This is a genomic window from Clostridium simiarum (genome assembly GCF_018919175.1).
Lineage (GTDB): Bacteria > Bacillota > Clostridia > Clostridiales > Clostridiaceae > Clostridium_L > Clostridium_L simiarum.
Window position 1 is genome coordinate 1 of sequence record NZ_JAHLQL010000015.1, and the last position, 12,536, is coordinate 12,536.

At 28.5% G+C, this 12,536-nt stretch carries 16 protein-coding genes and 1 pseudogene; 13 read left to right on the forward strand and 4 right to left on the reverse strand.

Features of this window, described 5'->3' with window-relative positions; translation table 11 throughout:
- Window positions 1–388: 388 nt before the first annotated feature.
- The 3 genes from KQI89_RS17295 to KQI89_RS17305 form a co-directional block, all read right to left on the reverse strand.
- On the reverse strand, window positions 389–976 hold the full coding sequence (locus KQI89_RS17295; RefSeq protein ID WP_216458142.1) for a hypothetical protein: 588 nt from the start codon (window positions 974–976) through the stop codon (window positions 389–391).
- Between the two features lie 211 nt (window positions 977–1,187).
- Window positions 1,188–1,430 (reverse strand): hypothetical protein, encoded by a 243-nt coding sequence (locus KQI89_RS17300; protein ID WP_216458143.1) that lies wholly within the window; start codon window positions 1,428–1,430, stop codon window positions 1,188–1,190.
- 639 nt (window positions 1,431–2,069) lie between these two features.
- Window positions 2,070–2,285: a hypothetical protein gene (locus tag KQI89_RS17305; protein WP_216458144.1), complete on the reverse strand. Its 216-nt coding sequence runs from the start codon at window positions 2,283–2,285 to the stop codon at window positions 2,070–2,072.
- 305 nt (window positions 2,286–2,590) lie between these two features.
- Between KQI89_RS17305 and KQI89_RS17855 the strand changes: the two are divergent.
- Both KQI89_RS17855 and KQI89_RS18250 read left to right on the forward strand, forming a co-directional pair.
- Window positions 2,591–2,737 (forward strand): annotated as a pseudogene (locus tag KQI89_RS17855) (hypothetical protein); the annotation flags it as partial.
- A gap of 195 nt (window positions 2,738–2,932) precedes the next feature.
- Window positions 2,933–3,097, forward strand: coding sequence for a hypothetical protein (locus KQI89_RS18250; protein WP_484793047.1), 165 nt, complete (start codon window positions 2,933–2,935; stop codon window positions 3,095–3,097).
- A gap of 367 nt (window positions 3,098–3,464) precedes the next feature.
- Here the strand turns inward: KQI89_RS18250 and KQI89_RS17315 are convergent, their stop codons facing one another.
- Window positions 3,465–4,223 (reverse strand): MBL fold metallo-hydrolase, encoded by a 759-nt coding sequence (locus KQI89_RS17315; protein WP_216458145.1) that lies wholly within the window; start codon window positions 4,221–4,223, stop codon window positions 3,465–3,467.
- 367 nt (window positions 4,224–4,590) lie between these two features.
- Here KQI89_RS17315 and KQI89_RS17320 point away from each other — a divergent pair, with 367 nt between their 5' ends.
- From KQI89_RS17320 to KQI89_RS17370, 11 genes are all read left to right on the forward strand, one after another.
- The gene (locus KQI89_RS17320; protein WP_216458146.1) at window positions 4,591–5,190 is read left to right on the forward strand and encodes an AAA family ATPase; all 600 of its coding nucleotides are present in this window, start codon (window positions 4,591–4,593) and stop codon (window positions 5,188–5,190) included.
- Window positions 5,191–5,486: 296 nt separating this feature from the next.
- Window positions 5,487–5,993: a GNAT family N-acetyltransferase gene (locus tag KQI89_RS17325; RefSeq protein ID WP_216458147.1), complete on the forward strand. Its 507-nt coding sequence runs from the start codon at window positions 5,487–5,489 to the stop codon at window positions 5,991–5,993.
- A 274-nt stretch (window positions 5,994–6,267) separates the two neighbouring features.
- Window positions 6,268–6,825: a hypothetical protein gene (locus KQI89_RS17330; protein WP_216458148.1), complete on the forward strand. Its 558-nt coding sequence runs from the start codon at window positions 6,268–6,270 to the stop codon at window positions 6,823–6,825.
- A gap of 263 nt (window positions 6,826–7,088) precedes the next feature.
- Window positions 7,089–8,126 (forward strand): S66 family peptidase, encoded by a 1,038-nt coding sequence (locus tag KQI89_RS17335; protein WP_216458149.1) that lies wholly within the window; start codon window positions 7,089–7,091, stop codon window positions 8,124–8,126.
- A gap of 90 nt (window positions 8,127–8,216) precedes the next feature.
- The gene (locus tag KQI89_RS17340; protein ID WP_216458150.1) at window positions 8,217–8,744 is read left to right on the forward strand and encodes a GNAT family N-acetyltransferase; all 528 of its coding nucleotides are present in this window, start codon (window positions 8,217–8,219) and stop codon (window positions 8,742–8,744) included.
- Window positions 8,745–8,810: 66 nt separating this feature from the next.
- Complete coding sequence (locus KQI89_RS17345; RefSeq protein ID WP_216458151.1) at window positions 8,811–9,509, forward strand: DUF1905 domain-containing protein; 699 nt, start codon at window positions 8,811–8,813, stop codon at window positions 9,507–9,509.
- A gap of 5 nt (window positions 9,510–9,514) precedes the next feature.
- Complete coding sequence (locus tag KQI89_RS17350; RefSeq protein WP_246583173.1) at window positions 9,515–9,994, forward strand: TetR/AcrR family transcriptional regulator; 480 nt, start codon at window positions 9,515–9,517, stop codon at window positions 9,992–9,994.
- A gap of 131 nt (window positions 9,995–10,125) precedes the next feature.
- Window positions 10,126–10,266 (forward strand): aminoglycoside 6-adenylyltransferase, encoded by a 141-nt coding sequence (locus KQI89_RS17860; RefSeq protein ID WP_343216395.1) that lies wholly within the window; start codon window positions 10,126–10,128, stop codon window positions 10,264–10,266.
- Between the two features lie 62 nt (window positions 10,267–10,328).
- Window positions 10,329–10,631, forward strand: coding sequence for an LPS biosynthesis protein (locus KQI89_RS17360; RefSeq protein ID WP_216458152.1), 303 nt, complete (start codon window positions 10,329–10,331; stop codon window positions 10,629–10,631).
- 321 nt (window positions 10,632–10,952) lie between these two features.
- On the forward strand, window positions 10,953–11,507 hold the full coding sequence (locus KQI89_RS17365) for a sugar O-acetyltransferase (protein WP_246583174.1): 555 nt from the start codon (window positions 10,953–10,955) through the stop codon (window positions 11,505–11,507).
- A gap of 97 nt (window positions 11,508–11,604) precedes the next feature.
- Complete coding sequence (locus tag KQI89_RS17370) at window positions 11,605–12,042, forward strand: hypothetical protein (RefSeq protein WP_216458153.1); 438 nt, start codon at window positions 11,605–11,607, stop codon at window positions 12,040–12,042.
- Window positions 12,043–12,536 lie beyond the last annotated feature (494 nt).

The window sequence follows — 12,536 nt, forward strand, 5'->3', positions numbered from 1 at the left end:
TCCAAATTTTATATTTGGCTAGGCGAACTTACTCCTTTGAACAAATGTGAAAAGGAGTTTCCTTAAGTAAGTCTCCAAATTTTATATTTGGTTCCTCGAACTTACTCATTCGACGTTAGGAGAAGGAATTTCCTTTAAAGAAAGTATTATTATACCTTATTTATACAAGGGTACTACTTATATTTAAAGGAAACTCACTACTCACATTCGTTCGTAGGAGTAAGTTCTGCTGACTAAATCAAAGATTTAGAGCGTCACTTAAATTCCAATTTGCATAGATGAATATATTAAAATAAAAATGATTATATAATTAGAAAGCTGTTAGCTATAAATAAAAAATTGGAAAATAAAGATCAAAAAGATAGGGTAGATCAACTACCCTTATACCTTAATAGACAAAATCTGTAGATGACACATTTAAAGGTGTAATATTATCAGTGGTAGTAATACTTAATGTTTTCATTGCATTAAATAATTTTGAAGCAACAGCATTTCCACAAGTGACTAAAGGGGCATCAAATCTAACATTAGGAGTAAGTTTACCATTTTTCACATCCCAGTCAACAAATACACAAAGTGGTCGGTTACCATCAAATTTTTGCTCAAAAGTTCTATAATTTAAGGCTTTACAAGCAAGATATATATCTGGGTGAGATTCTACATATGTAGTAATTGGTATGATATTATTAATTACATCTTGAGCTGTAGTATATAATTCTGTATTACCAATAAGTAAACAGTTTGCTATACCAGAATTAGTTACTCTACTTCCTTTAATCAAAGCATTCTTTTTATCATTAGGTAAATTTGTACCAGAGTAAACATCTATAACTTGTTTTTTACTCAAAGCAATCTTATTAGATAATTCACCACTAGATTTATTTAGAAGTTCAAACTTCCAGCCTAAAGTAATAGAACCTGCATTTGTTTTTCCTTTTTTACGTTTGTAAATAAGCGGCTTGTTGAACCATTCCATTACTTATGTACAAATCCACTGTTTGAGAACAAAAAAAGCCATTTCATTACTGAAATGACTTAACTTTTTATATGTCTGACCACAGATATTCGTTAAAGATACTCTAACTATGATTTTCTCTCCATCCATTCTACACTACAGATATTTGAAACATTTTTAAGTTGAGAACTCTCTAGATTTTACATTTTGGACAAATCAATTTATTACTGTATTATTTAAAGAATACAACAAAAGCAATTATCGCACATATGGATAGTGTCACACCTAGAAAAAGATAAATCCAATTTTTCTTTATATCTCCCTTTTCTTTATACACCATTAAAAATTCTACTGCAAAATGAGTAAAGACAACACTTTCTAAGGCCTTAATGTTCGTATAATCAGTAAAACAATAATAGATAATGAAAAAAACTCCTAACACTAACATAACAGAAGAACTATATCTTATTTTCACTTTCTACCTCCAACACTCTTAAAATTAATATTATTATAAACTATCATGCATACTTTTCCTCCTTTCGTAAAATATTTATAAAAAACTTACTACACTAGTTGATATCAAGAATTTTATCCTGATATTTTATTACAAAGCATGTTTTTCTTTAATTTTTCAACATTCTCATATGTAAGATATTTGTATATATTCTTCTAATTTATAAAAATCTAAATTTACATTGTTTTTATATATTTTACAATTTTCATACTAATAGTTAACATTTATTATCTTAAAAGCTCTTATTTCTTCTATGTGTTTTTCTCCATTTATCTCAACTTCCATCTGCTAAAGCTCATCTAGCCTATTTGATGAAATTTTCATATTTTAATATAATTTACTAAATTCAAAATAGTATTTAATTATATCTATTATCATATTAAAATATAGAAATTGAAGGAAGTGTGTCTAAGATGGCAAGAGGAAAAAAGTAATACATAGAAGAATTTAGGAAGACAATTGCTGTATAAAAATATTTTTTATCGTTCAAAAACAACATTAAGATGAATGTATTTACTATAATACATATTATTAGTAAAACTTTTTTCAAAGTTATCATGTAGTAACCTCCTAGTATTACAATAAAAAAATATAAACTTATTATTTGTTCTCTTCACATTTATATTTTTTATAATTATATACTAGCTGTGCAATCCATATAAAAAAATTCATACTACTTATTAAAATATTAGCATATTTATTTATCTCTCCCCAGTATAAAACAATAGGTACTAGCATTATAATTGGTAACGATCCTATGGTTCTATAAATTTTTCTCTTATAACTTAAGTTCCAGTAAAAAAACTTTGATTCCATTTTATTATACCCCCATTGCCTCTATTCCATATTTAATCTTATTTTCTAATAAATTGTTTAAATATTATAATTATAACATCAGAGTGTGGACAAAGTCCATACTCTGTTATTTGTGTAAAATAATATTGGTGATGAAAATGTTAAGTAAAAGAGGAAAAGATTTAAGAACACAAGTTGAAGGTAATTGTCCATTTAAATCTATATGTACTAACAGTAAAAATAATCAAAAAATTATAACAAGGCATGTTTGAGAAGAATATTTAGAAGAAGCATACCATCTTACACATGATAACTATGTTAAGTGTGCATATACTTTTGTCTATGTTCATCTTTGGAGCAAAGGTGTTAATAATGTTGAAGCGGTTGCTAGAAGATTAAGGGGAAAGCCTGATGTAATAATAGTTCTTCTAGAAACATTTATGGAATTGATAAGGAAAAATGTCAAGCAATAGATGGATAAAATTCTTAGACTAGATATTTTATATGAAATTAGGAAAGTATAGAACAATGGTTAATGTTAATTAATGTCTGAAAGATCTACAGTATACCTGTTACGGTGAGCCGTATCACAAATAAATGAGGTTTTTACTAAATTTGATAATCATAATTTATTTTTATTATTTGTAAATAGTTAAGATAAGTATATAATTTATAATTATAAAACTGATGGGGACGGGTGTTATCTTATAGAAGCAATATTTCCTTCTAATGAAGTGTTATATGAATTTTTAACTAACTTGAATAAATATGTTAATTATAAAGTGACTATTATATTTAAAGACACTATAAAAAGCAGGAAATGTTTTTTATAATAGAATACTAGCCAAAGAATTAAAGTTTGGCTAGTATCTTAAAATCAAATATTATTTAATATTTTTACTACTAGAAGAAGTTAGAGTGGGGAAGTTGATAAAAAATCCCATTATTAAACTAATTAAACCTAATAAAGAGCAAAATTTGAAAATAGTAATAAAATTTGTATTAGTACTCAAATAAACTCCCATAAATGGCCTAAGCCAGTGGCAAGAGCAGTGCTTATCCCATCACCTTTTCTATAAAGAGGTATAGTAAGCGCTACTACTGTACCGATAATAGTACTAACTATGCCAAGAGTTATACCATTTAATAATCTACTTACTATTAAAAAAGTTAATCCCTAGTTAAAGATTAATATTATGATTAAAGAATATACTCTTCTCCATCCTCTGGTATTAAAACACTAGATGAAAAACCCTTTTCTACAGTAAATTTTCTTAAATCTTCTCTAGAGAGCGTCCAATGATTTATTGCCTCCATATGACTTGCAATAATTAATGAGTTTGGAGAAGCTTTATGTACTTCATATATATCTTCTGTTCCCATTATTAAAGGATTAGTTCCGAAGAATTTATTACAGCCATTATTAGTAATAATAATTTCAGGTAAATATTTATTAATCGCGTCTTGTACACCATCATACCAAACTGTATCTCCAGCTATATATAGTGTCTTTTCAGAAGGATGTTGGAAAATAATTCCACATACATTTCCAACAACTTTCAATATTTCGCCAGTACCATGTTGAGCATCTGTCTTTACTATTTTAATATCAGAAAAAATAGTATTTTCTTTTAAAACTTCAATATTAGTAAAATTTGAATTTAGCAATTCTTTTTTATCATCTTCATCTTGAACATATATTTTTATATTTTTAGGTAATCTTTCTTTAGCTACATCATCAAAATGGTCTAAATGTAGGTGTGTTGCAATAATAGCGTCTACATTTATAAGTTCACTAACTGCCATAGGTAAATCGACTAAAGGGTTAAATTCATCTTGTCTAAGAGAGTTAGGAAAGGGAGGATAAGTACCTTTTTCAGCTAAAACAGGGTCAACTAAAAACTTTTTTCCTGCATACTCAATTAATAATGTAGCATTTCTAATTTGTTTAATTTTCATAAATAATTTCTCCTTTTTGTTTTGATATGACTATAGTTTAATATTCTAAAAAGAAAATGTACATACAAAAACTAAAGTTATTTGGCTATTTTATTTGAATTATTAAAGATGTTAAAATGAGTAGCAATTATTAGAATTATAAAGTTTATATATAAAAAACTACTCAATAAATTCCAACTTGAAACATCAGTAATTAATTAGTATCTTATAAGTAGTGGAGTTTTTAAATTTAAAAGTTTAAATATGGAAATATAAAATCTTAATAAAAAAGCATTACTACTTAAATGTTCTTTTATTAAGATACAACAGTATCACATTACCTAACAAATATAAGATTAATCAAAAGAGAATTTGGGAGGATTAATTTATGATCATATGGATAAATGGAGCTTTTGGTGCAGGTAAGACACAAACAGCATTTGAACTACACAGAAGAATTGAAAATTCTTTCGTTTATGACCCAGAAAACTTGGGCTCTTTCATTTCAAAGAATATACCATCAAGTATTAAAAAAAAGGGAGATTTTCAAGATTATGAAGTGTGGAGAGAACTTAATTTTTCACTCATAAAGTATATAGAGGATAAATATGATGGGGTTTTAATTATTCCAATGACTATAGTTAATCCAAAATATTTTAATGAAATAGTGGGTTCTTTGAAAAGTCATGGGATAACTGTAAAGCACTATGCCTTAATGGCTTCAAAAGAAACCTTGCTTAAAAGACTAAAAAGCAGAGGGGATGGAGCTAATTCTTGGGGGGCACAACAGATAGATAGGTGTTTGGAAGGTTTGGCAAAGGAAGTCTTTCAGTCACACATAGATACAGAAGATATGTCAATTGATGAGGTAGTAGAGAAGATAGCTATTATGTCCAACATCAAGCTTCTGCCTGATGATAGGGGGCGGTTGAAGAAAAAAATTCACCGTATTAAAACCCAACTCAAACAGATAAAACCCTTTTCTTAGAGACTTTAAGATATTGGTAACTTTCTTAAATTAGATAGTAAGTGTAATTCAAGACGCAATAACAAACTACTACGAAATAAGGATTGTTTATATAATCCACAGATAAATAACAAATTTGTAGCAGATAGAAAAATAGTAATTTTCTTAGGGGATGTTATATGTCAGGTCACTTAGGATTTTCATATATAGGATTAATTTATTTGTTGATGCTATTTATAGCAAATATTATATGGACAAAGTATCAGCCAGTAGACTAGCAATGCTGGATTATAGTGAATTATAGAGGTGGAATATTTATGTATGAGATTCGTTATGCTAATATAGATGATGCAAAAATATTAGGTGAAATTCATTCGCAATCATGGAAACTGGCATATAAAGGTATAGTACCTGATGAAATATTAAATAATATTACTACTGAAAAAAGACAAAAGTACTTTGAAAAGGCATTAACAGAAGGTTGGGAAGAAGACGCTATAATATTTAATGACAACAAAGCTGTTGGATTAATATGTATTGGAAAATGTAGAGATACAGATAAAGAAGGTTCATATGGTGAAATATGGGGTATATATTTATTACCAGAGTATTGGAATATGGGAATAGGTTCTGAATTAATTAATTGGGGAATCAGTGAATTAAAGAAAAGAAATTGCGATAAAGTCACATTATGGGTTCTTGAGGATAATTTAAATGCAAGAAAATTCTACGAAAAGTTTGGATTTGAGCATGATGGAACAATAAATGAAATTACTATAGGTAAAAAACTAAATGAATATCGATATGTAAAAGTTATTGAATAATATTCTTACATTATGATGTAATATGAAAAATTTATGATGTAACTACCCGAATTAAAAGTACAGAGGATGATCTTTGGAAAATGAATAATTCGATATAAAAAATATTATGAATCAACAGGAATTCCAATAGAAAAGATTGAATTGTATGAATTTGATTATTCTTCAACCAGAAAGACTATTTAGGATTTCAGATTCAAATCCTAATGTAATGTTTGAATTAGAATTAATAAAGCAGCAATAAATTTATAATTTAATGTATAGAAAGGGTGTTTATATGCTATATCATGTTTCAAATATTCAAGGAATTAAAACATTAGAGCCAAGGATTTCAACCCATGGAAAACCTTATGTATATGCAATTAAGGATTTAGTGGCAGGATTGTTATTTGGAGTAAGAAATGATGATTTTGATTTCATAATAAGTACAAGGAATGATGACAAAATTGAAGTATATGAATGTTATCCTAATGCTCTTGAAGCTAAATATAAAAATCAAAAATGCTCTGTATATGAACTCAAAGAGGCAGGGTTCAAGAGTGGACAGACAGGGTGGAACGCAGAATTTGTTTGTGATACAGCAGTAAATGTTATGAATGAATTTATTGTTACTGATATATATGAAACTCTTCTTAATGAAGAAAAGAAAAATAATTTGATAATACACCGTTATAACAACTCTTTAGAATATAGAAGAAAAATTTCTGAGCATATTGTTGATAGGTTGATTCGATTTAATGCTTTACACCATAAGGAAACCGATACTCGCTTTAAGAAGTATTATAGTAACCTTATTTCAGAATTAGAAGATGTAATATCCGGAAAATACTTATGAATAATATCTATGCATCTACAAGTTCCAATTTATTTATGAGGTCATTACTAAGCTTAAAATAAATAACATCTTAAAATATCGCACTATTCAGAAATGAATTTGTGATATTTTTTATTTTAAAACAAATTTATGATAAAGTAGTTAGAAATATTAATATATTATATGATATAATTACCAGTAATTAAGTTAAGATGGTAATTATGAAGTAAGGATTACTTATATAAAGTAATTGAAAATGTAAATTAACAAAGGGGGAGAATTTTATGATTAAACCAAAAGCGTTAAAAGAAGGAGATCGTATTGCTGTTTTATCACCTTCTAATGGATTGCCTTTTTTATTTCCAGGTATTTATGAAATGGGAATTAAAAATCTAGAGGAAGTTCTGGGTTTTGAAGTAGTGGAGATGCCTACCGCTAGGATGAGTCCTGAGGAACTTTATAAAAATCCTAAGCTTAGAGCAGAGGATTTAAATAGGGCTTTTTCTGATGATAGTATTAATGGAATAATAACTTCTATAGGTGGGTATGAATCTGTAAGGATTCTTAAGTATTTAGATAAGGAAAGTATCTTAAAAAATCCTAAGTTTATTATGGGATTTTCAGATTCTACTACTTTTTTATCATATCTAAATTATATGGGAATGGTGACTTTTTATGGCCCTTCTATTATGGCGGGTCTAGCACAGATAAAGCACTTACCATTGCAATTTGAAGAACATTTAAGATCCATGTTATTTGGAAGAGAGTTTCCTTATAATTACAAACCTTATGAACGGTGGACAAATGCTTACAAAAATTGGGGGGATAAATCCACCTTAGGACAATGCGAAGAGTTTTATAATAATGAGTATGGCTGGGATTTTATACAAGGTGAAGGCATTGCAGAAGGTAAGCTTTGGGGTGGTTGCATAGAGGTTTTGGAATTTTTGAAATCCACAGAATACTGGCCTTGCAGTAATTTTTGGCAGGATAAGATATTGTTTTTTGAAACTTCAGAGGAAAAGCCATCTCCTCATAATGTAGGATACATGCTTAGAAATTACGGTGTTCAAGGGATATTTGAAAAAGCAAAGGGAATAATTTTTGGAAGACCTAAGGATTATTCAGATAAAGAAAGGGCTGAACTTAAAGAGATAATTCAAAGGGTAGTAAGAGAAGAGTTTCATAATACAAACATACCAATAGTTTTAGATGTGGATTTTGGGCACACTGATCCTAAGATGATACTACCTTTAGGATGCAAGATTAGTTTAGACTCAAATAAAAAAGAAATTAAGCTTATAGAAAGTCCTTTTATTTAAAAGTTATGAAGGAACAGTTTTATATTATGGCGGAATAGTAATTTATTACAAAGATTATTTATATTTTAAGTTTAATGGAAGGATACATGTATGGATATTATTATTGAATTAGGAAAAGAAAATGATATTGATGAATTAGAACAGCTTTATAATGATTTAAATGATCATTTGGAAAAAGAAGTAAACTATCCTGGGTGGAAAAAGGGCATATATCCTGTTCGTCAAAATGCAGTTGATGGAGTAAAACAGGGTAATCTCTATGTAGCAAAACATGGTGGCAAAATCATTGGTTCTGTTATTTTAAGTCAGGAACCTGAACCAGCATATTATAAAGCTAAATGGGAATTTGAGTCTGACTATTCAGATGTTTTTGTTGTATACACATTTGTAGTTCATCCAGATTTTTTGAAATGTGGTGTAGGCAAAGCATTAATGGATTTCTCTATTGAATACAGTATTAAAGCACAGGCTAAGTCAATTCGATTGGATGTTTATGAAAGAAATATACCTGCCATAAGGCTCTATGAAAAATGTGGTTTTAAATATATTGATACAGTGGATTTAGGGCTTGGAAACTACGGCTTGGATTGGTTTAAACTATATGAAAAACTACTATGAGATAATGAGCATAATATTTATAAAATAAACAATTGTAATTTATGAGGAAAATTGGGGGAATACTAAATGGTTTCTGAGTATAAATTTGATTTTATGGTAGATGATGAGCAGCTTTTAAAAGGTAGAACATTAATAGATTTGCCATTCAATGTATGGGAAGTATTTGGTGTAAAAGGTACTGTTGCTGTTAAAGCAGTGATAAATGAAGTTGAATTTAAATTGAATCTTGTGCCAAGAGGGAATGGAAAGTATTCTTTTTTTCTAACTAATGCTATGAAAAAAGACTTAAAGGTTAAAAAGGATGTTTTATTGAAGATTTCAATAAGCCTTTTGAATAATAAAGTGAAAAATGGAGCAGAGCTTTGTAGTAATGAAAAGCCAACTAAATGCTATGAAAAAATTCATAGTATATCCTATGTTTCACAACCTAATCACTTAATGTGTGGACAAGCAGTTGTAGCAATGCTGGCAAATAGAGATATTGAAGAGGTAGCAAAAATAATGGGTACAAGAGGTTCTACATCAATAGGACAAATAATAGATGCTTTAGATTATTATAAAATTAAGCATGGGGAAAAAAACATCAGACTATCAAAAAAGAATCCACATTACTCAGAAATAAGCATTCTCACGGTACATATGCCAAAATATACTCACTGGGTATTATACTATAAAGGTAAATTTTACGACCCAGAGTTTGGGGTGTTGGATCAGTGCCATCCTGAAGGTAAAATCACATCTTTTCTTGAAATAATTGAAAAGTAGCAGCTTTGTGTAATGTAAGCCACGCAGCACCCTATAAACATTTTAAAAATAAAGAGGAATTGATTGGTGCAATATCTGAATATGTGTTTAATAACTTTAAAAGTTCTTTAAAGGAAGTAACGGAAAAGTATAAAGATGATCCTTATGAAAGAATTATAGAATTAGGGAAACAGTATGTTTGGTTTATGGTAGAGAATCCGGATTATTTAAAATTTGCTTTCCTAACAAAGTGTGAATCCGGAATAATTATAGAGGAAAATGAACTTAAAAGTGAAGAATATATTGCTTTTAATCTATTTAAAGATTGTGCACTTGATTTTTTAAAAAGTATTAATGTAAAAAAGGAAGATTATGCGCAAGATATAATTGCTATGTGGTCAATGGTGCATGGTCTTGCAACTATGCTATCCTATAAGACATTTTCATATGAAGGTGATTATCTTCAGTTAGTTGAAAAAATATTACGTAAAAATCTGAGTTTTTGAATTAATTAGGAACTATGTATTAGGGCTTTTAATATGTTTTTATAAAATAGTACTGAAATTACCTTGATTAACGTTAAGTTTATAATTTAAATATATAATCTAAGGGTAGAGAGATTTTATGCAGAGGTGAAATATGCTTTTGGACATGTTGCAATGAGTTTTGGTGGTGTTTAAATAATGTTGCAAAAGGGATGTGGAGAGAAGAAATTTTATACGTAATGGATACGTTAGATTTTACTATAAGAGTTGAACTTAAAAATATGCTGGTGTAAGGAATGTGGTAAAATACATTGAAGGACTATGAATGAAATTTTAAATTATAGGGGGAGAGAATATGATTATTGATAATAATCCAAAAGAAAAAGAAGCCTTGGAGGCATTTCATAGAGGGGAACGCTCACTTGGTCATAAACTTCAAGACGAATTTGTAGCAGAATTGAGAGAAAGTATAGGAAAAGTAGACCATTGCACCTGTAAAAAAGCCTGTAAATATCATGGAAAATGCATAGAATGTGTTGCCATACATAGAGCACACAGAGATCATCTTCCCAATTGTTTTAGAAGTTTGGTTAATGAAAAAATTGAAAAACTTTCTGAATTAACAGAACACAGCATTTTAGAACAAATAAAAAAATAGCGGATATAGGGAAAATAGCATAATAGAAAGTTAATTTTAGCCACACTTTTTAAGTAGATGGCTGAAGTATAAAAACCGAATAATTATTTAAAATACCGTATTATTCAGCAATGAATTTTACGGTGTTTTTACCTTCTCTTTCAGAAAGATTATCATGTAACTATTGAAATTAGAAATATAAATAATATTCTTTTTAAATTGAATAATGGTATATTTACAAAATATGTTATAATTATTAGTGGTAGTAATTGATTAAGTTTTAACTAATACTACCATTGGGTAAAAAATATTATTAGTATTGAATTAAAGTGAGGTTAAAAAATGATAAAAAGCGAAAAAGAAAAAATGTTGTCAAGTGAACTTTATAATGCTTCTGATGAAGAATTGACTAGAGAAAGAGACTATGCAAGAAATTTAACTTTTGAGTTTAATCATACAAGACCAATTGAAAAAGACAAAAGACAGGAAATTTTAAAGCAATTGATTATTGCTAAAGGTTCATTTCATATTGAAGCACCATTTAATTGTGATTATGGTTATAACATTGAGGTTGGTGAAAATTTTTATGCTAACTATGGATGTACTATACTGGATGTAAATAAGGTTACAATGGGAGATAATGTACTTTTAGCACCTAATGTTCAAATCTATACTGCAACTCATCCTATTGATCCTATTGAAAGACTAAGTGGCAAAGAATATGCTAAACCAATTGCTATAGGCAATAATGTTTGGGTTGGTGGTGGAGCCATAATATGTCCAGGAGTTAAAATCGGAGACAACGTAACTATAGGAGCAGGAAGTGTTGTCACTAAAGATATACCTGATAATGTAATTGCTGCAGGAAATCCATGCAGAGTTATTAAAGGTATTTAAGTTAAGTCATATTAGTCTAAGATTATGATGGAACAGTAAAAAAGTGTGAAGTGGAGCAAGGACTATTTTTGTTATGGGAATGGGGGGGAAGAATCTAATGAATTACCACTTTGGGTTTTCATGGACTGGTTTTATAATATTTTTATTGCCAATGATACCAAATGTATTTTATTTTTTAATTCCCACATCAGGAAACAATGTAAATAGACATTTAATTTTAGATGTTTTGGAGCATGGAAGTCAGGCAATATTTATCTTTCTGCTTATATTTGTTATAAGAAAACAAACTTCTGAAATTTTATGTGCCTATACAATTGCTATGGCAATAATATTGATTTTCTATTATGTGCTATGGATATTCTATTTTATAGGCAAAGTAAATTTGCTTATTCTTTTGGGCATGGCTGTTCTTCCAGTGGCATATTTTATATTGGCTGAGATGTGGCTTCATAATTATCTGGCTATTATACCAACAGTAATTTTTGGTATTGTACATGTCATTATTACCTATATGGATTTTAAATTAAAACATTAAACCAATGAATATAATATGAAGTGGAGTTATTGGAAATATAAAAAAGATGACGTAATTATTGAAATCGAAAACATAAACAAAGTTCTTTCAAAAATTAATTATATTTTGGAGGTATATTATATGAATTTAAAGGAACTCAATGCTAAAAGTAGATTTAGTGATGAATATTCTTATATTACAAGCAAATAAGGAACTAAATTTTCTAATATGCCTCATCATTTTAGAAAGAGAGGTATAGAAGTGAAGAGAAAGTCATTTCAAACTAGCAAGTTTGTGTAGATACAGCACTAAAATTCAAAAAGGTAAATAATCACAATTACTATGTGGTAAAAAAATAATATTAATATAGCGAGGTTTGTCTATGAAGAAGATTAAAATAATTTTTGGCGTAGTAATAATTTCCATTGTAATAGCAATAATTTCTTTTAGAAGTGAAAATAGTCCGTTGGATAATATGAGTAATTTACCAAAGGGGGAATATTTGAGTAATTCCA

Bases quoted from the DNA above. Each gene is read 5' to 3' on its own strand.
- KQI89_RS17295 (WP_216458142.1), bottom strand. From the start codon at position 976: ATGGAATGGTTCAACAAGCCGCTTATTTACAAACGTAAAAAAGGAAAA.
- KQI89_RS17305 (WP_216458144.1), bottom strand. From the start codon at position 2,285: ATGGAATCAAAGTTTTTTTACTGGAACTTAAGTTATAAGAGAAAAATT.
- KQI89_RS17315 (WP_216458145.1), bottom strand. From the start codon at position 4,223: ATGAAAATTAAACAAATTAGAAATGCTACATTATTAATTGAGTATGCA.
- KQI89_RS17320 (WP_216458146.1), top strand. From the start codon at position 4,591: ATGATCATATGGATAAATGGAGCTTTTGGTGCAGGTAAGACACAAACA.
- KQI89_RS17325 (WP_216458147.1), top strand. From the start codon at position 5,487: ATGTATGAGATTCGTTATGCTAATATAGATGATGCAAAAATATTAGGT.
- KQI89_RS17330 (WP_216458148.1), top strand. From the start codon at position 6,268: ATGCTATATCATGTTTCAAATATTCAAGGAATTAAAACATTAGAGCCA.
- KQI89_RS17335 (WP_216458149.1), top strand. From the start codon at position 7,089: ATGATTAAACCAAAAGCGTTAAAAGAAGGAGATCGTATTGCTGTTTTA.
- KQI89_RS17340 (WP_216458150.1), top strand. From the start codon at position 8,217: ATGGATATTATTATTGAATTAGGAAAAGAAAATGATATTGATGAATTA.
- KQI89_RS17345 (WP_216458151.1), top strand. From the start codon at position 8,811: ATGGTTTCTGAGTATAAATTTGATTTTATGGTAGATGATGAGCAGCTT.
- KQI89_RS17360 (WP_216458152.1), top strand. From the start codon at position 10,329: ATGATTATTGATAATAATCCAAAAGAAAAAGAAGCCTTGGAGGCATTT.
- KQI89_RS17365 (WP_246583174.1), top strand. From the start codon at position 10,953: ATGATAAAAAGCGAAAAAGAAAAAATGTTGTCAAGTGAACTTTATAAT.
- KQI89_RS17370 (WP_216458153.1), top strand. From the start codon at position 11,605: ATGAATTACCACTTTGGGTTTTCATGGACTGGTTTTATAATATTTTTA.